We start from the raw sequence: 17,619 nt of genomic DNA on the forward strand, positions 1-17,619 counted from the left end.
ACCATACCTTTTAAAATCAAAAAACATGCCGGACATCCTCTAAAAACAGATATTGATTTATTTTGTTCTATATAAAAAATATTATTTTGAATATGTTTCAATAAAAAATAACACAAACCAGTTATTTCTTGAAAAATATCTCTTACTCATATACGGTCGCCTCTGGCATATGAAATAAAAGGAGGACTTTTATGGCTCTGGAAGACAAAGACATTTTTAATGCCATTTTCAACAAATACAGCGACCAGCCCATCGAATTCATCATGGAGCAGTACGAAAAGGCAAAGATCCTTAATATGGCCATCGAGCGCCGGGTCAACGCCCAGGCCGAGCAGCCTGTGAAGGTCGAAGAGGCCGCGCCTGCCGCCCTGCCCCCCGTGGACGAACCCCTTCCCGTCGAAGAGGAAAAGAAGCCCGCCCCGGCCCCCAAAAAGATCTTCACCAAGGCCGATCTGGTCTTCAATCCCGCGGAAGCCATCACGGACAACACCATCACCTGCTGCCTGTGCGGCAAGGCGGCCTGCTCCCTGACGTCCCGCCATCTGGCCAATCACGGCATCAATGTGGAAGAGTACAAATACCTCTGCGGCTATCCTTCCGAGCAGAAGCTGATGTCCCGGAATTTCGAAGCCAAGATGCGCCGCAATGTCCAGAGGGCCCAGCAGGCGCGCAAGGAAAAGCGCCGGGCCGAAAACGCCTAACGCCATCATGGCATGGCCTGCTCTGCTCCCAGGAGCGGGCATGATCCGTCCCGTAGTGAAAAGAAACAAAGAAGGGGATGCCCACGGGCACCCCCTTCTTTGTTTCTTCCGACATGCCGGCAGTCGCGGCAACGCCCCTCCGAATCCCGCCACAGGGCAGAGCATCAGGGACGATACGCACGCAGGGCAAACATGGGCACCGGATTGTAGGTGGCGTCCTGCCGGACGAAGATCCGCCCGCTGAGCCCGGTATCACAGCTGCAACGGACAAAGCCCGCCCGTGCCAGGGCCTCCATGTCCCACTGCGGCCGTTCCCGGCGGCTCAGGGGCAGGGCCCGGCGGATGTCCTCCCCTTCCTGCAGGAGGGCACTATCCACGTCGGCATGGGCATGTTGCCCCTTTTCATCGGCAAGCCGGGTAAAGTCCACCGCCCCGTAATCGGCATCAAAATTGAGCAGCACGCCGCCGGGCCGCAGCACCCGCAACCACTCCGCATAGGCCGCCTCGGGATCCGTCAGCGTCCAGGTCAGGTTGCGGGCCAGGACGCCGTCAAAGGACGAATCCCCAAAGTCCAGCTCCGTGGCACTCATGCAGCGCCAGTCCACCGTGCAGCCTGCCTCATCGGCCAGTGCGGCGGCCTGGGCGAGCATCCCCTCGCTCAGATCGACGCCCGTGACCTCGCAGCCCGCCTGTGCCAGCAGGATGGCAAAAAATCCCGCGCCCGTGCCCAGATCCAGTATGCGCAGGGCGGTCCCGTCTTCCCTGCGCGGCAGCCAGGGCAGGATCTCCGCCCGCCACAGGGAGGACTTGTCACTCTGCAATTCCTCACGGCGTACCTGCCCGAAAGCGTCGGAACGCCGGGTCCAGTAACGCCGGATGCGCCCGTCGAGCCCGGGCCGGGCCTTAACAGCATCCCCGGGGATGCCGGTAGTCTGCTCCATCATGTGCTCCTTTACGGTGTCGTGCGGGTATCGGCAGCCCTTGCCTCTGGGCCGTCTTTTTCCCTGCGGCACGATCACGAAATCTTGCCCGTCTCATGGACGGGATGCGGCCGGTCGTTCCCTGCCGGTGCCGTGCCGCAAATCTGCAGCCACCCTGCCGCCATGCCCGCAGGATGCTTTACGGCAGAGAGCCATGCGCTCCTGTCGTTCAGACCTTCGTTGCCCCGGGGGCTCTTCCTGTCCCGGCAGCTTCGTCACAGCTCCCGTCCCATGCGGAGCGGAACGGGACGACTGTTTCCAGCATCCGCCGCAAGCGCGGGCTGCGGGCGCTCCCCAGCTGCGACACCGGCAGATGCTCCGCACAGCGGCCCTGATCCAGGACCAGCAAACTGTCACAGACCAGTGTTGCGGCCTGGAGATCATGGGTGATGAAAAGGCAGGTCGTGTCGCTGCGAATGTCCCGCAGCAATTCCAGTATCTGCACCTGTACCGGGACATCCAGCGAGCTCACGGCCTCGTCCAGCACCAGAAAGGACGGTCGCGCGGCCAGCGCCCGCGCGATGCAGGCCCGCTGCACCTGGCCGCCGCTGAGTTCATGCGGCAGACGGCCGGACAATGAAGGCGAAAGCCCCACGCGTTCCAGCAGCCTGTCCACTTCCCGTCGCCGCTCCCGGCGGGAAAGGCGGCAGCCCGGCCCCAGGCCCTCGTCCACGGCCTCCGCCAGTGTAAAGCCCGGATCGACCGAGGTCACATAGTCCTGAAAGACCACGGAGAGCCTCCCGCCCCGGGCCCGCCATTGCCGCAAGGGCTGACCTTCCAGCAGCACGATACCACGGTCGGGCCGCTCCAGCCCCAGCAGCAGACGGGCCAGCGTGCTCTTGCCGCTGCCGCTCTCGCCCACCAGGCCCGCCATCTCGCCCCGCTCCAGACAGAAGTCCAGCCCCTGCAGCACGGGCCGGGAGCCCCCTCCATGGGGGACGGCATAGGTCTTCCAGATATCCCGGACGGCAAGAAAGATGTCGCTGCCGCTCATCACCTGTCTCCCAGAGCCTGCCGGAAGCCCCGCCACAGGGCCAGCCGGGTACGGACCAGATGCCGGGTGCAGGCATGGCCCGGCGCATCGAAAAGCTGTGCTGCCTGCCCATACTCGACGCAGCGCCCCGCCTGCATGACCAGCACCTCGTCTGCCAGCTGCTGTACGGCGCCAAGATCGTGCGAGACGAAAATTAGTGAGGCATCACGGGCCACGTCGGCCAGACAGCGCAGTACCTGCTGCTGATGGCAGGCATCCAGAGCGGTGGTAGGCTCATCGGCCACCACCAGCGCGGGCCGCAGGGCCAGCGTCAGGGCGATCATGCAGCGTTGCAGCATGCCGCCGGACAACTGGTGCGGGTAGCTGCTCAGGACGGTCTCCGGCAGGTCCACCCGCTGCAGGGCCTCGCAAACAGCCTCCCGGGCCCGGGCAGCGGACATCCGCCCCCTGTCCCGCAAGGCCCCTTCCAGCTGCTTTCCCAAAGGCCTGAGAGGATCGAAGGCCGTCATGGCCTGCTGCAGGATGACGGCCATACCCGTGCCGCGCAGCTCCCGCCAGCCTGCGGGATCGAGACGGCCCAAATCGCGGCCGTCGAAATGCAATTGCCCGCTCCTGACCAGACCGGACGGCAGCAGGCCCAGCAGGGCCCGGCAGAGCAGGCTCTTGCCGCTGCCGCTCTCGCCCACGATGCCCAGACAGTGCCCGCGTTGCAGCGAAAAGCTCACGTCCTGCACCAGCGGCCTGCCGGACAGGCCCTCCGTGACGGAGACATGCCGCAGTTCCAGCAGCGGCACGGGATGTCCATGATTCACAGCACAGGCTCCTTGTGCATGGCGTGCCTGGGGTCCAGGGCATCACGCAGGCTGTCGCCCAGATAGTTGCAGGCCGCCACCACCAGCAGGATGGCCAGCCCGGGCGGCAGCATCTGCCACGGGTACAGAACCATCACCTCGCGCGCCTCGCCCAGCATCATGCCCCATTCCGGTGTGGGCGGCTGCACGCCGAGCCCCAGAAAGGACAGGGCCGAGACCATCAGTATCACCGCGCCGGTATCCAGCGTGGCCAGGACGCTGATCTCCCCGGCGGCGCAGGGCAGCAGATGACGCCTCATGATGTGGCCCGTGCCGTAGCCCGCCACACGCGCAAAACGCACGAAGTCCCTGTCCGCATAACGGAGGGTGATGGTCCGCATCATGCGCGCGTACCAGGGCCACTTGGCCACCACGCAGGCCAGCACCACGTTCTCCAGCCCCGGCCCCAGCATGCCCACGATGGCCAGAACCATGACCTCGCCGGGAAAGGAGAGCATCACGTCGCACAGCCGCATGAGGCAGGACTCCACCCGCCCGCGCACAAGGCCCGCCAGCATGCCCAGCAGGGCCCCCAGCGAGACCGTGGCCCCCATGGCCAGCAGCGAGACGCCCAGCGTGGCCCGGGCCCCGTAGAGCAGGCGGGAAAAGATGTCGCGCCCCAGCCTGTCCGTGCCCAGCCAGTGTTCGGGCCCGCAGGGGGCCAGCTTGCGGCTGCCGTCCACGGCCAGCGGATCCCAGGGCGTCAGCCACGGGGCCAGCAGGGCCGCCAGCAGCACGATGCCCAGGAACAGCAGGCAGGCCAGGCCAGCCCTGTCATGCAGCAATGCCCGTACGCACCTCATCGCAGCCCCCGTTCACGCAGACGCGGGTCCAGCAGGCCCGCACAAATGTCCATGCACAAGTTGCCGGCCACGAACAGCACGGCCATCAGCAGGACATAGGCCTGGATGACGGGAAGATCCCGGTTGAAGATGGCCGTGACGCACAGGCGCCCCAGACCGGGCCAGGCAAAGATGCACTCCACCACAAAGCTGCCTGCCACCAGCTTGGGCAGGCTCATGCCCAGGGCCGTGAGGCTGGCCTGCAGGGAATTACGGAGCACCATGCGCAGGATGGCCCCCCGGCTGCGGCCGCAGGCCCGGGCGTAGAGGACGAAGTCTTCCTGCGCGGTCTGCACCATGCTGTTGCGCAACAGCCGGGCATAGGCGGCCAGATAGGGCAGGGCCAGCGTCACGGCCGGGAGCACCAGCGAGGACGGCCCCTCAAGGCCGCCGGTAGGCAGCCAGTCCAGATGGACGGAGAACAGCCAGATCAGCAGCAGCCCCGCCCAGAAGGCCGGTACGGAGGTACCCAGGAAAAGCAGGGCCCGCAGCAGGCGGTCCACCACCCTGCCCTCATGGCGGACACAGACCAGGGCCACGGCCAGGCTGCACACCAGCATGATGGCCGCGGCCGTCCCCGCCAGCATCAGGGTGGGCGGCAGGGCCCGGGCCAGCTCCCCGGCCACGGGCCGCCCGTTCACATAGCTCATGCCCAGGTCGCCCCGAAGTACATCCGCGAGCCAGCGTAGGTAACGTTCCGGAAAGGGCCTGTCCAGCCCGAGCTGCGTGCGCACCTCGGCCAGCAGTTCCGGCGTGGGGGTCATGTCATTGACCCGGATGACCACTTCCGCCGGGTCCCCGGGGCTGAGCTGGATGAGGACGAACGACAGGAACGATATCCCCAGCAAGAGCGGCACGAGCCCCAGCAGGCGACGCAACAGGCAATGCTTCATGTCCATCCTTCATCTTTGTCCCGGTGCCTCCAGGCCATGCCTGCCGGACACCGGGACGCGGTGCATCAAAAATACATCTTCTCGAAGGGGATCTCGTACTGCGACACGCCGAACGAAACGCCCTTGAGCTCCCGCACGTGGACGGCCTTGGTGCGGGAATAGGTCAGCGGGATGTAGACGCCCTCATCATGTACATACCCGAGGATCTCCGCATACAGGGCCTTGCGGCGCTCCTCGTCCGTCTCGGTCATCAAACGGGTGATGGCCGCGTCCAGCCATTCCTTGCGCTCCAGACCCAGCTGGGCCTGATAGTCCCCGTGCGCCGGGATGCGCCACGAGGAAATATAGGACTGCGGGTCGTAAGGCGTGCCCCAGGACAGGGAATACTGCAATTCAAAGTCGCCGCTCTTCTGGCGATCCAGAAAGGCCTGCTTCTCCTCGCCCACGATCTTCATCTCCACCCCGATCTTTTTCAGGTCCGCCTGCATATACTCGCCGATGCTGCGCTCCTGCGCATTCTGCGAATTGTAATACAGGCGCACGCTGGCCCTCCGTCCGTCCTTGTAGCGCCAGCCGTCGGCCGCCATGAGCCAGCCCGCCCCGTCCAGCAGACGCGCCGCCTTTTCCGGGTCATGGCCGCGCGCCTCCAGCGGCAGGTCGCAATAGGCCACCGTGGAGGCCAGCAGGCTGGGGGCCACGGTCTCGGAACCGTTGAGGATGGTGGAGGCGATGCCTTCCCTGTCCACCGCATACTGCAGGGCCAGGCGAACGTCCCGCTCCCGGGTGAACGGCTGGTGGGCATTGAGCAGTATGGCCCGCGAGGCGATGGGCTGGCTGATGGCCGCCGCATAGCGCCCCTCACGACGGATGGCGTCGAAATTGTCCAGATTGAGCATGTCGCCATCGGCCCCGAACACCAGATCCACGTCCCCCTTGTGCAGGGCCAGCAGGATGGTCTGGTGGTCGGGCATCACCTTCCAGCGCACGGCCTGCAAACGGGGCTTCTCTCCCCAGTAAGAGGGATTGGCCGTGAACAGGGCGTACTGGTTCTCCTTGTGTTCCTTCAGGACCCACGGGCCCGTGCCCACGAGGCCGCGCACGCCGTTGCGCGTCTGGCCGTCGATAAAGCAGGACGGCGAGATGAAACGGAAAGGCCGCAACAGCCCCAGCTCGATGAGAGTGGGATAATAGGGGTGCTTGAGTACCAGACGCCAGGTGTGGCTGTCCACGACTTCGTGGCGTTCGATCTCGTTGATCATGTCCAGCCAGGCGTGGCGCAGGCGATTGGCGATGATGGCATCCATGTTCAGGCGGACGGCCTCGGCATCGAAGGGCGCCCCGTCGCTGAAGGTCACACCACGGCGCAGATGGAAGGTATAGACGCGGCCGTCGGGCGAGATCTCCCAGCTTTCGGCCAGCCAGGGCCGGACACCTTCCGACGTGTTGATGACCAGGGGCTCGAAGACCATGCCCTGGGCTGCCATCTCGCCGCCGTACAGGTGCGGATTGATGTCCCGGATGTCCTTGGTGCTGGCATAGACCAGCTCCTCGCGCGGCGCACCGGCCTGTCCCTTCTCCTCTTCCCGGCAGCCGGCCAGCAGGCTCAGGCCGCAGAGCAGCAGCCAGCATACCAGCAGTTTGCCCATCCTCATTTTTTCCACAGGAACCTCCCCACAATAGTGGCATGTTTTTAAAAAGCGTGCTACCAGAAAATCGTAGCACGCTTTCTAAAAACATGCCACACATTTCAGAGGAGGACAGATGAAGAAAAACAAGCCGTATGGCGCAGCCGCCGCCCTGCTGGCCGGGGCCCTGCTGGGGGGGCTCATGACCGCGCCCGGAGCCCACGCCGTGGACTTTCGTGTCAAAGGCGTCTGGATCGCCATGCTCGAATACGGGGATGGCGGCAGCTTCGTCCGCAAGGACAGGGAAGGGAAAAACGTACAGGGCTGGGGCCGCTGGGGCGAGGACCGTTTCGAGGCCAAGAACCGCGTACGCCTGCAACTGGATGCCGCGGTGTCCGATGCTCTTTCCGGCAGCGTCTATTTCGAGATAGGCGGGGCCACCTGGGGCCGCGCCCGCAGCGGCGGGGCCCTGGGGGCTGACGGCCAGATCGTCAAGATCAAGCACAGCTATCTGGACTGGAACCTCCCCGGCACGGGGATCAAGGCACGCATGGGCCTGCAGCGCATCTTCCTGCCCGATTTCGTCACCGATGCCTCACAGGTCTTCGATGCCGACGTGGCCGGGATCAGCGTCGCCGCTCCGCTCACGGAACATCTGTCCCTGACGGCCTTCTGGGCGCGGGCCTTCAATGACAACTGGGCCGCCCCCGATGGCGGCCAAAGCGGCTGGCTGGACAATGCGGACTTCTTCGGCCTTTTGCTGCCGGTGACGTATGAAGATATACGCCTCACCCCCTGGGCGCTGCTGGGAACGATCGGCAAGAACGCGTTCCGCCACGGCAACGGACGGTTCTACAGCCGCAACAGCGAAGGGAGCTACGGCATCGGTCTGTCCCCGTCCGCCTATCGCTTCGATAGCCGCGAGAGCAGCCTGGCCCACGCCACGGCCTTCTGGGCGGGCCTCACCGGCGAGATCACGGCGGCCCGGCCGTTGCGTCTGGCCTGGAGCGCGGCCTGGGGCAGCGTCGCCACAGGGGATGCCGCTCTCGATCGTCACGGCTGGTATGCCTCGGCCCTGGCCGAATACGCGCTGGACTGGGGCACTCCCGGCATCTACGGCTGGTACAGCAGCGGCGATGACGGGGATCCCGCCAACGGTTCCGAGCGCATGCCCACCATCGAGGCCAACAACGAGGGCACCAACAGCGTGGCCGGCTTCGGCACCTTGGGCACCTGGACCCTGGGCCGGGACACCCTGCTGGGCTCCACACTGGTGGGCACCTGGGGCCTGGGCCTGCGTGTGTGCGATATCAGCTTTTTCGAAGACCTGAGCCACACGATCCATCTCAACTATTATCAGGGCACCAACAGCGCCGGCATGGCCCGCCACATCAAGGGGGCCGGCGGCCCTGACATCGTCCGCCCCAACGGGACGGACTTCAATACCGCCAATTACTACGGGCTGTACCTGACCGACAGAGATCGGGCCATGGAAGTGGGCATCATGAGCACCTATACCCTCCACGAGAACCTGAAGCTGCTGGTGGAGGCCAATTACATCGCCCTGTGGCTGGACAACAGCCCGGATGTCTGGGGCGGCTACCACGCCGGAGGACGCCGCTACGCCGCCAACAGCACCGAGGATGCCTGGAATATGAACGTGAGCTTCATCTACAAATTCTAGCCTGCGGGCCTCAAGGCCTGTTTCCCGCAGCCGCCGTCCGTCCGGGATTCCCGGATGCGGCGGCTGTTCTGTTCGAAAAAACAGATCTCCGCCACAGGCCACACGACCTTGCCTGAGGCGGCCCAATTCCCCGTGGACGCTCGCGCAAAGCATGTCCCGAACAAGAAAGCCCTCGCGGTCTCCCGCAAGGGCCTGAAACGAAAAAGGCACCTGCATCACTGCAGGTGCCTTGATTCCTTGTTGGCGTCCCCAAGGGGATTTGAACCCCTGTCGACGGCGTGAAAGGCCGTTGTCCTGGGCCGGCTAGACGATGGGGACGCATCGAACTCGTTCTATGTATGGGAAATGCTGCCGGAGGTCAAGCAAAAATTTTGGAATCTGCAAAATTTTTTTGAAAGGGTCGGAAAACATCCGTCGCAGCCTGCCCGATCCCCCGGCCTGCCCTTCCCCGCTGTCCGCCACTTACCAGATGGAGCGTACCAGGCAGACCACGCCGCAGATGGCGATGATGGCCAGCAGGACACGGCGGAACAAAAGCACGTTGATGCGCTTGACCACAGGGAAGGCCGCCAGGCTGCCCAGCATCACGCCGGGCGTCCCGTACATGGCCATGCCCAGCACCTCGGGCGTGAAGAAGCCGTGCCACCACTGCAGCACCAGAGTGATGATGCCGCGCAGCATGAAGAAGACGCTCACCGTGCCCAGAAAGACACGCGGCTCCCAGCCCACGGCCAGGCCAAAGGCGGCCATGGGCGGCCCGTCCAGGGCGATGCCCGTGCCCAGCAGACCGGCGCCGAAGCCGCAGGCCACGCCCACCGGCTGCAAGCGGGCCCCGCCGCCGCGCCCCCCATGCACATAGAGCTGCCAGTACACGAAGAACAGCAGCAGGATGCCCACGATGCCCTGCAGGACGGCGCCGGAACAGATCTGCAGCAGATAGACGCCCGCAAAGGAGCCGGGCACCGCGCCCAGCAGCAGCCAGGGCATGGCATCGAAGCGGCAGAAGCGCACATGCATGGCGATCATGCAGGCATCCTTGAAAAAGCAGACCAGGCAGCTCAGAGGGATAAGCGCGTGCATGGGGATGGCCAGCGCCAGGAAGGGAAAGGCGAACATGGTGCCGCCGATGCCGCTGACACCGGAGACGAAACCACCGGCGAACCAGCAGACAAAAACAAAGATATCAAGTGCATCGGGCATGGCATCCTCCTTTCTCGCCCCGGCATGGGGCCGTGCCCCCGCCGCCGTCATGGCTCTTACAGGGCTTTGCCTCCGGCGGCAAGACAAGAATGGCTTTCTCCTGCCATCCCGGAGGGATGATGTCCATTCCGCCCTCCCCGCCCTGCTCCATGGCAAAGCCCCAATAGCCGACGGGACGCCACGCCGCCGCCCCGCAGGCCTCCCGATGCGGGCGAAGGAGACGGGCTGTCCCCTGCCGGAAAGGAGGCGGCAGCCGTTGTCCCCAAAGCGGGGCACGTGCTGCGGTGCCCGGCGAGTTCCCGCAGTTCGCCTGTGGCCACGGCTGCGGAGACCCGTTCCATGGCATTTGCCCTCTCCCTGCCCGCCGCATGTGCCAAAAGGAACAACATCCGCGTCCCGGAGCGTGCCGCATAGACCTTTTGCCCGGACTGTGCTATGTCGGAAGGACCGTCGCCCAACCGGCGCCCGCCTTCCCGGCCCGCGCACAGCAGGAGAAGTCCATGCCGTCCGATGACTGTCTGAAAAAGCTCTACATAGAACCCACAGCGCGCTGCAACCTGCGCTGCAAGATGTGTTTCCGCAACAGCTGGAAGAACGAGATCATCGGCGACATGCGGCCGGAGACCTTCCGCAAGGCCATGACGACCATGCCCGACAGCGTGGAGACCGTCTTTTTCGGCGGCATGGGCGAGCCCCTGGCCCACCCGGACATCGTGGAGATGGTGCGCACGGCCTCCTCGCTGGGCAAGCGCGTGGAGCTGCTGAGCAACGGGACCCTGCTGGATGCCCGGCGCACGGCCGAGCTGCTGGATGCCGGTCTGGACATGCTCTGGCTGTCCATCGACGCCCTGGACGACGGCCGCTATGCGCAGATCCGCCGCAACAGCCAGCTGGCGCTGGTCAAGGAACATATCGTGGAGTTCAACCGCCAGCGCGCCCGTCTGGACAGGACCGTGCGTCTGGGCGTGGCCTTCGTGGTCATGAAGAGCAATGCCCACGAGCTGGCCCTGCTGCCCTATTTCTCCACCTACTACAAGGTGAACGAGGTCAACATCTCCAACGTCATCCCCACGGACGAGCATACGGCCTCGGAAGTGCTCTACAACAACGTGGTGGACTGGGGCCTGGGCGATCCCGCGCCCATGGAAAGTTCGCCGCGCATCCACCTGCCGCTCATGGACTGGCAGGACCCGGCGGCCCAAGAGGGCCTGCGCAGCCTGCTCTCCACCTCCATGTGCAGCGTCTACCTTTCCGGCCAGCGCGTCAGCCGGGCGGCCCGGCACTGCCGCTTCATCGACGAGGGCATGGCCTTCGTCAAGTTCGACGGCCATGTCAGCCCCTGCATGTCCCTGCTGCGCAATGCCACCCTTTACTGGCGCCAGAAGCAGCGCGAGACCCGCAGCCACTTTTTCGGCGATCTGGCGGAACAGGGACTGGACGAGATCTGGAACGCCCCGGACTATGCCGACTTTCGCCGCCGGGTGCGCAATTTCGAGTTCTCGCCCTGCTACCGGTGCAGCCTGTGCGAGAACTGGGAACAGGGCCTTACCGACTGTTACGGCAACGATGCCCCCACCTGTGGCGGCTGCCTCTGGTCCGAGGGCGTCATCAGCTGCCCGTAGGCCGGTATCCTGTGGCGGGAGCGGGAAGGGGGCTTTCCGCTCCCCCAGCCCCGGCCCGCGGCTTGCCCTGCTCCGCGCCCGCCTGTAGCATGGGGCCATGCAGAAACCCGATCCTTCTTCCATCCCCCTCTCGCCCGGTGTCTACCTGTACCGGGACGGCAAAGGCCAGGTCATCTATGTGGGCAAGGCGCGCATCCTGCGCCGCCGCGTGCTCTCCTATTTCCGCCCCGAAGGCCTGCCCGCCAAGACAAAAGCCATGCTGGCCCACGCGCAGAGCATCGAATTCCTGACCACCACCACGGAAAAGGAAGCCCTGCTGCTGGAAGCCAGCCTCATCAAGAAATACCGGCCGCATTACAATATCGTGCTGCGCGACGACAAGCAGTACGTGCTCTTCCGCGTGAACATCAAGCACCCCTTCCCCCGGCTGGAGGTGGTGCGCAAGGCCCGGCGCGACGGGGCCCGCTATTTCGGGCCCTTCACGTCCTCGCTGGCCGCCCGCGAGACCTGGAAGCTGCTGCACCGGGCCTTCCCTCTGCGCCGTTGCTCCGACCGGGCCATGAAGAACCGCGTGCGCCCCTGCCTTTACCATCATATGGGCCAGTGCCCGGCCCCCTGCATGGGGCTGGTCACGGCCGAGGACTATTTCGAAGGCGTGCGCCGCGTCTGTGACCTTTTGCAGGGCAAGGCCGATCCCCTGCTCAAGGAATTGCACAGCCGCATGGAAGCCGCTGCGGAAGCCCTGGAATTCGAACAGGCCGCCGTGCTGCGCGACCAGATCCGCGCCGTGGAAAAGACCGTGGAACGGCAGGCCACGGTCCTGCCCGGCGGCGGCGACATGGACGTGCTGGGACTGTTCCAGGCGGAGCGGGGCCTGGCCCTGGGGCTGGTCTTCGTACGCGGCGGCGCCATGACCGACGGCCGGGCCTTCTACTGGCCGGGCCTGACCTTCGACGATGCGCCGGAGCTGCTCTTTTCCTTCGTGGGCCAGTATTACGAACAACTCACCCCGCCGCCGCGCATCCTGCTGCCCTGGCTGCCCGCAGCCGTGCAGGAGGCTGACGGGGAAGACGGCGGCACGGACGGGGCCCCCGACGAGCGCAGCCTGCTGGAACAGGCCCTTTCCGAACGGCGCGGCGGCCCGGTGCGGCTGGTGGCGCCGCAGAACCCGGCCGACAACCGTCTGGTGGACGTGGCCCAGTCCAATGCCCGCGAAGAGGCCCGGCGGCGCGAAAAGCTGGAAGAAACGCCCCTGCCGGAACGGCTGGCGCGGGCCCTGCACCTGCCGGGCGCGCCCCGGCGTATCGAATGCGTGGACGTGTCCCATACCGGCGGCCGCCAGACCCGCGTGGGCATGGTGGTCTATGAGGACGGCCGCCCCAGCCCCGACCAGTACCGGGCTTATGCCATGCCCGACGGCGGCGACGATTACGGCACGCTCTATGCCTGGGTGGCCCGGCGTCTGGAAAGCGGCCCGCCCTGGCCCGACCTGATGCTCATCGACGGGGGCCGCGGCCAGCTGGCCGTGGTGGAACGCGCCCTGGCCGATGCGGGCAAGGCCGATTTCTTCCCGCTGGCGGCCATCGCCAAGGCCCGGGACGAGGCTGGCCATGCCGACCGGCGCGCGGGCAATGTGGCCGACCGCATCTTCCTGCCCGGCCGCAGCAATCCCCTGCCCCTGCGCGAAGGCTGCGCGGAGCTGCTCTTTTTGCAGAACGTGCGTGACGCCACGCACCGTTTCGCCATCGGCCGTCACCGCAAGGCGCGCGGTCAGGCCGCCCTTTCCGGCGAGCTCATGCGCCTGCCCGGCATCGGCCCGGCCACGGCACGCCTGCTCTGGGAGACCTTCGGCAGTCTGGAGGCCATGCGGGCCGCCAGCGTGGACGATCTGCGCCGCCTGCCCGGCATCGGGGCTTCCAGGGCCGCCCTGCTGCACGAAAAGCTGAAAGGACTGGAGGGCTGAGGAAACGGGAGCACGTCTCCCCTGCCCTTCCCCCGTCTTCCCGCTCTGCCGCGGCTTGCAGGATGGCGGAAAGGAAAAGGGGCTCTTCACGCCTTCGCCGCTCCCCCCGGGGAACAGGGGGACAGGCCGCCCCGCGCGAGAGCGCCATGGCGGCAAAAAACGATAAAAAGCCCGCCGGAGAAGACTCCGGCGGGCTTTTTTGTACATCCGGCAGGCCTTTCCCCTGTCCCCATGCAAGGATGGGGATACCGGACGAACGGGGCTCTCTCCTGCCACAAGGAGGGAGATCGCCCCGGTCCGTCCTTCGGGGAACCGGCGTGCGCTATGCGGCCTCCGTCTGCTTTGAGGACAACAGGGCCAGCAGCAGCCCCAGGATCGCTCCCAGGACAGCCGCGAACAGGACACGGAAGGACGGGGGCAACAGGAACGTCACGGTATGGACCGGGATCCAGAACCAGAGCAGGGAGCGGCACAGCACGTTTTTCCAGAAGCTGTTCCAGTCCACGGACTGCAGGAGCCTGCCGGTCTGCGGGGCATTCCAGAGGCAGGCCAGACGCCCCTGATACTGGGCGATGTGCAGGTCAGCCACCTTGTGCGCGATCATCATGATGGGAGCGAACATGGTGTTCATCGTCAGGCTGACGGAAAACGCCGTCAGGATCTTCGTCGTGCCCAGCGGGCCGGAAAGGGCCTGTTCCGCCGCTTCCATGCCGAGCAGGTGCAGGATGGCCGGCGCTCCCGCAGAAAAGATCATGAAGGCTGCCGAGATGGCGACCCCCAGACAGCCCCACACCACGGCGCGGGGGATGAGGCCGAAGCCGGCCGTCACATAGACCCCTTTGGTCAACCGCAGTGCCAGGCATTCGCCCAGGGTCGCCAGCAAGGCGAACTTGCAAAAGCCCATGAAGAAAGGATGCCCCGCCGTCATGGAGGTGTAGGCCTCCATGACGCTCTCGGAGCACAAAAGGACCAGGGCGCAGAACGCGATGCCCCCCATGCAGACGAGGTCTGCCGTACGACTGCCGAATCTTGCCTGCATACGACTACCCCCGCTGTCCCGCCTGAAATCGAGCGTCGATGCCAGCTGTTCCCGCGGGATGTCGAACACGCTGTCATGTGGCGGCAGGGCTTCTTCCCGCATGAAGGCCGGGACATCGTCCTCGTAGGCGTCAATATGCGCGCCGGCATTGAAGCGCTTTTCGTTCTCCAGCGTCTGCCGTCCCAGCGCCAGCACGTCGTCCGGCGTCCAGCTGCCGCCGTAGACCCCGGCCAGCATCTCGCCCACAAGGCCGAAGACCGCCGCATCCTCCGAGGGCATGGCCGAAAAGATGCACATCCCGAGGCTGTCGAAGACGGCCATCAGCGTCTGGGCGGCCCGCGAAGCCTCCACTTGTCCGGCAGTCCCCAGGGGATCCAGCCCCGGCATGCCGATGGTATTGCCCGCGGAATGGTCACCGCCCATGGGCGATGTGGCGCACGTGACGCCCGTGCCCTTCAGCGCCCGCGGATCATAGCCCGCCAGCGCCTGACGCTTGACGACAGGGATGCGCCGCACCCCGTATCGCTTGCCAAAGCGTTCCGTCCCCTCGGCCAGCTCCCGGCCCAGCACCGTCCCGTCCCGCATCTGGCGGATCATGTCGAGGATGCCGGCCGAGTCACCGTAGGGAAGGAGCCCGGCTTCCATGGCCATGGCGATGGTGGCCCCGGTCTCCATGGTATCGAGCCCGGTATCGTCGCACAGCCGGTCCACCGCCGCGACCGTATCCAGGTCCGCCACATCAAGGTTGGAGCCGTTGAGCGCGATGGTCTCGTATTCCATCCCCGAAGTCAGGTACTCACCATCAGGGCCATGATAAACATTGGAGCAGGCGATGGGGCACCCAACCTGGCAGGCATGGGTCATCTGGCCGCCGCGGGCCTGCTGCAGGGCCTGCATGCGCTCCCCGGAAAGGCCGTCCGCGCCTTCGAACCTGCCGGTCCGGTAATTGCGCGTGGGCATGGCCCCCATCTCGTTGATGACCGTCACCAGGGATGCCGTGCCGAAACGGGGCAGGACGGACCCCGTCATGGGGTGCTCGCGCAAAGCTTTCATATAGGCCTTGCTGGCTGCGCGGAAGCGGGCGGCGTCTTTCATGACGGGACGCTGGTTCCCCTCCAGGAAAACGACGGCCTTGAGCCCCCGGCGGCCCATGACGGCCCCCAGACCGCCCCGGGCCGCCGCCCGTGAAGGATGCCCCTCCCTGTCCGTGACCTGCACCGAGGAGTTGAGGTACCGCCGCTCTCCGGCAGGACCGATACAGACGATGGAGATGCCCTCCCCGTAGCGGCTGCGCAACAGCTCGCAGGTCCTGTATGTCCCCTGCATGGCCAGCCCGTCGGCATCATCCAGGCGGACATGATCCTGGCCGACGACCAGGACACGCATGCCGTCGGCACTGCCGGAGACCACAAGGGCACGCAGCCCCAGCTTGGCCATGGCAAGACCGGCGGTCCCCCCGGCGTTCGCCTCCTTGATGGTGCCTGTGAGCGGACTTTTGCCGCCAAGGGAAAGGCGCCCGGACGTGGCCGCCAGGGTCCCCGCCATCAGGCCGTTGCAGATCACCAGTTTGTTGTCGTCCCCCAGCGGGTCGCATGCGGGATCGATCTCCTTCAGCAAAAGGGCCGCTATCAGGCCCCTGCCGCCGAGCATGGGATACGTTTCGTCTGCATCCTCATAGCTGCTGTTTCCTGTGCGCATATCGAGTCGCAGTATCTTCATTGCATTGCTCCATCTGCCATATCTGGGTTCCATCCGGGAACAGTCTCTTTGTATTGGCAGATTCTGAATGCAAGCTGCGTGCCACACTCGTGATGCTTTTACCTGCTGCCGGGCGCTCTGTCCTGCCCATGCTTCGGACGAAAAGCGGCTGTTGCCGGAAGCCGGCAAAGGCGCTGCAACAGCCGGCAGGATGCATACAGGCCGCACCGCAGCCCCCGGCCGCGGCCTTGCACAGGATTTGCATTTCCCCTCGCGGTATCCGGCCGCCATACGGGCGGCGCCCCTGCGCCCACTGCGATACGGCGGCAGGGAAACTTCCATGCCATGAGGAGACGCCATGTACACCTGTGCCGTACGCCCGGAGATAGCCAGCCTGAGCGCCTATGTTCCCGGCATGTCCATTGCCGAGGTCAGGGAGCGCTACGGGCTTTCCCGTGTCATCAAGATGGCCAGCAACGAAAACCCGCTGGGGGTATCGCCGCTGGTACGAAAGGTGCTCGCCACCAGTCTGGAAGAGGCCTTCCGCTATCCGCAGGGCGGCAATCCCGCGCTGCGGGAAGCCCTGGCCCGTGCGCACCATGTCTCCCCGGAGCGCATCGTCGTCGGCAACGGCTCTGACGAGATCATCGACATGCTGATCCGCATGCTGGCCGTACCGGGCAGACATTCCGTGGTCTGCTTCGAGCCCTGCTTCAGCCTGTATCCCATACAGGCCAGGATCTGCGGGGTGGAGACGCGTCGCTGCCCCCTTTCCCCTGACTACAGTTTCGACCTCGATGCCCTGTTTTCCCTGGTGGATACCGGGACCCGTCTCGTCTTCGTGACGACGCCGGACAATCCCTCCGGCTACTGCCCGCCCCTGGCGGCCATGCGCCGTCTGGCAGAACAGCTGGAAAGACATTTTCCCCGCTGCCTGCTGGTGGTGGACGAGGCCTACATGGACTTTGCGGGCGCTTCCTGCGGGGATACCTCCCGCTTTTCCCTGCTGGCTTCGGGAGATTTGCCCGCCAATGTGGCCATCCTCAGGACTTTCTCCAAAAGTTACGGACTGGCCGGGCTGCGTCTGGGATACGGAGTGCTGCCTGCCGAACTGGCCGGGTTCTACTGGAGGGCCCGGCTGCCGTTCTCGGTCAACTCTCTTGCGGAAAAAGCCGGGCTGGCCGTGCTCCGGGACAGCGAATTTCGCAGGGCCACCCTGGAGTGCATACGCTCCGGACGGTGCCGGCTGACAGAGGGATTGCAACTTTTGGAATGTGATGCCTGGCCAAGTGAAGCAAACTTTCTCATGATACGTCTGCCTGAAGGATACGATGCTTCCTCATGTTTTGAGCATCTTTTGCAGTGCGGTATCATCATCCGTCCGCTTTCAAGCTACGGTATGCCTGACAAACTCAGGATAAGTATAGGGACAAAAGAAGATAATGAAGCTTTTTTGGAGGCATTAAGAGAATGTCCGGCATATATCTTGCTGTACCAGTTTTCTCCAAAGGATACAGGCCAAAGCAA

Annotated in this window: 13 protein-coding genes and 1 tRNA gene; 5 read left to right on the forward strand and 9 right to left on the reverse strand. The window is 65.0% G+C overall.

What is annotated here, in order from left to right:
• Window positions 1–191 precede the first annotated feature (191 nt).
• Complete coding sequence (locus tag ACQRCJ_RS10165; RefSeq protein ID WP_303933567.1) at window positions 192–701, forward strand: MucR family transcriptional regulator; 510 nt, start codon at window positions 192–194, stop codon at window positions 699–701.
• A gap of 164 nt (window positions 702–865) precedes the next feature.
• On the opposite strand, the gene ACQRCJ_RS10170 is transcribed toward ACQRCJ_RS10165, so the two are convergent.
• The 6 genes from ACQRCJ_RS10170 to nikA all read right to left on the reverse strand — a co-directional run bounded on the left by ACQRCJ_RS10170 (window position 866) and on the right by nikA (window position 6,913).
• A complete protein-coding gene (locus tag ACQRCJ_RS10170) occupies window positions 866–1,645 on the reverse strand; it encodes a class I SAM-dependent methyltransferase (RefSeq protein WP_303933570.1) in 780 nt (259 codons plus the stop codon).
• A 205-nt stretch (window positions 1,646–1,850) separates the two neighbouring features.
• On the reverse strand, window positions 1,851–2,675 hold the full coding sequence (locus ACQRCJ_RS10175; RefSeq protein ID WP_168936225.1) for an ABC transporter ATP-binding protein: 825 nt from the start codon (window positions 2,673–2,675) through the stop codon (window positions 1,851–1,853).
• Window positions 2,675–3,487 (reverse strand): ABC transporter ATP-binding protein, encoded by an 813-nt coding sequence (locus ACQRCJ_RS10180; RefSeq protein ID WP_303876045.1) that lies wholly within the window; start codon window positions 3,485–3,487, stop codon window positions 2,675–2,677. Before ACQRCJ_RS10180 ends, ACQRCJ_RS10175 begins: the two co-directional genes overlap by 1 nt.
• The gene (gene opp1C, locus ACQRCJ_RS10185; RefSeq protein ID WP_297160294.1) at window positions 3,484–4,329 is read right to left on the reverse strand and encodes a nickel/cobalt ABC transporter permease; all 846 of its coding nucleotides are present in this window, start codon (window positions 4,327–4,329) and stop codon (window positions 3,484–3,486) included. Before opp1C ends, ACQRCJ_RS10180 begins: the two co-directional genes overlap by 4 nt.
• Window positions 4,326–5,261, reverse strand: a complete 936-nt coding sequence (gene opp1B, locus ACQRCJ_RS10190) for a nickel/cobalt ABC transporter permease (RefSeq protein WP_300646431.1) — start codon at window positions 5,259–5,261, stop codon at window positions 4,326–4,328. Before opp1B ends, opp1C begins: the two co-directional genes overlap by 4 nt.
• A 65-nt stretch (window positions 5,262–5,326) precedes the next feature.
• Window positions 5,327–6,913 carry a nickel ABC transporter substrate-binding protein gene (nikA, locus tag ACQRCJ_RS10195; protein ID WP_303996902.1) on the reverse strand — a complete coding sequence of 529 codons (1,587 nt, stop codon included), beginning with the start codon at window positions 6,911–6,913 and terminating at the stop codon, window positions 5,327–5,329.
• A gap of 109 nt (window positions 6,914–7,022) precedes the next feature.
• Between nikA and ACQRCJ_RS10200 the strand changes: the two genes are divergently transcribed.
• The gene (locus ACQRCJ_RS10200; protein ID WP_427799742.1) at window positions 7,023–8,570 is read left to right on the forward strand and encodes an outer membrane homotrimeric porin; all 1,548 of its coding nucleotides are present in this window, start codon (window positions 7,023–7,025) and stop codon (window positions 8,568–8,570) included.
• 241 nt (window positions 8,571–8,811) lie between these two features.
• Here the strand turns inward: ACQRCJ_RS10200 and ACQRCJ_RS10205 are convergent.
• Window positions 8,812–8,888, reverse strand: a tRNA-Glu gene (locus tag ACQRCJ_RS10205).
• Window positions 8,889–9,032: 144 nt separating this feature from the next.
• Entirely contained in the window at window positions 9,033–9,770 is a 738-nt protein-coding gene (locus tag ACQRCJ_RS10210; protein WP_168936221.1) for a sulfite exporter TauE/SafE family protein, read from the reverse strand.
• 500 nt (window positions 9,771–10,270) lie between these two features.
• On the opposite strand from ACQRCJ_RS10210, the gene ACQRCJ_RS10215 reads away from it, so the two are divergent.
• Window positions 10,271–11,392 carry a radical SAM protein gene (locus ACQRCJ_RS10215; protein WP_302260032.1) on the forward strand — a complete coding sequence of 374 codons (1,122 nt, stop codon included), beginning with the start codon at window positions 10,271–10,273 and terminating at the stop codon, window positions 11,390–11,392.
• Window positions 11,393–11,489: 97 nt separating this feature from the next.
• Entirely contained in the window at window positions 11,490–13,355 is a 1,866-nt protein-coding gene (gene uvrC, locus ACQRCJ_RS10220) for an excinuclease ABC subunit UvrC (protein WP_204625093.1), read from the forward strand.
• Between the two features lie 322 nt (window positions 13,356–13,677).
• On the opposite strand, the gene ACQRCJ_RS10225 is transcribed toward uvrC, so the two are convergent.
• Complete coding sequence (locus tag ACQRCJ_RS10225; RefSeq protein ID WP_427799743.1) at window positions 13,678–16,113, reverse strand: aldehyde ferredoxin oxidoreductase C-terminal domain-containing protein; 2,436 nt, start codon at window positions 16,111–16,113, stop codon at window positions 13,678–13,680.
• Window positions 16,114–16,450: 337 nt separating this feature from the next.
• Between ACQRCJ_RS10225 and hisC the strand changes: the two genes are divergently transcribed.
• Window positions 16,451–17,619 (forward strand): histidinol-phosphate transaminase (hisC, locus tag ACQRCJ_RS10230; RefSeq protein WP_427799744.1); only part of this gene is annotated, 1,169 nt, incomplete at its 3' end.

The sequence above is a fragment of the Desulfovibrio sp. SGI.102 genome (assembly GCF_050314315.1).
Lineage (GTDB): Bacteria > Desulfobacterota > Desulfovibrionia > Desulfovibrionales > Desulfovibrionaceae > Desulfovibrio.

Bases quoted from the DNA above. Each gene is read 5' to 3' on its own strand.
- opp1C (WP_297160294.1), bottom strand. From the start codon at position 4,329: ATGAGGTGCGTACGGGCATTGCTGCATGACAGGGCTGGCCTGGCCTGC.
- ACQRCJ_RS10170 (WP_303933570.1), bottom strand. From the start codon at position 1,645: ATGATGGAGCAGACTACCGGCATCCCCGGGGATGCTGTTAAGGCCCGG.
- uvrC (WP_204625093.1), top strand. From the start codon at position 11,490: ATGCAGAAACCCGATCCTTCTTCCATCCCCCTCTCGCCCGGTGTCTAC.
- ACQRCJ_RS10165 (WP_303933567.1), top strand. From the start codon at position 192: ATGGCTCTGGAAGACAAAGACATTTTTAATGCCATTTTCAACAAATAC.
- ACQRCJ_RS10200 (WP_427799742.1), top strand. From the start codon at position 7,023: ATGAAGAAAAACAAGCCGTATGGCGCAGCCGCCGCCCTGCTGGCCGGG.
- nikA (WP_303996902.1), bottom strand. From the start codon at position 6,913: ATGAGGATGGGCAAACTGCTGGTATGCTGGCTGCTGCTCTGCGGCCTG.
- opp1B (WP_300646431.1), bottom strand. From the start codon at position 5,261: ATGAAGCATTGCCTGTTGCGTCGCCTGCTGGGGCTCGTGCCGCTCTTG.
- ACQRCJ_RS10225 (WP_427799743.1), bottom strand. From the start codon at position 16,113: ATGAAGATACTGCGACTCGATATGCGCACAGGAAACAGCAGCTATGAG.
- ACQRCJ_RS10175 (WP_168936225.1), bottom strand. From the start codon at position 2,675: ATGAGCGGCAGCGACATCTTTCTTGCCGTCCGGGATATCTGGAAGACC.
- ACQRCJ_RS10210 (WP_168936221.1), bottom strand. From the start codon at position 9,770: ATGCCCGATGCACTTGATATCTTTGTTTTTGTCTGCTGGTTCGCCGGT.
- ACQRCJ_RS10215 (WP_302260032.1), top strand. From the start codon at position 10,271: ATGCCGTCCGATGACTGTCTGAAAAAGCTCTACATAGAACCCACAGCG.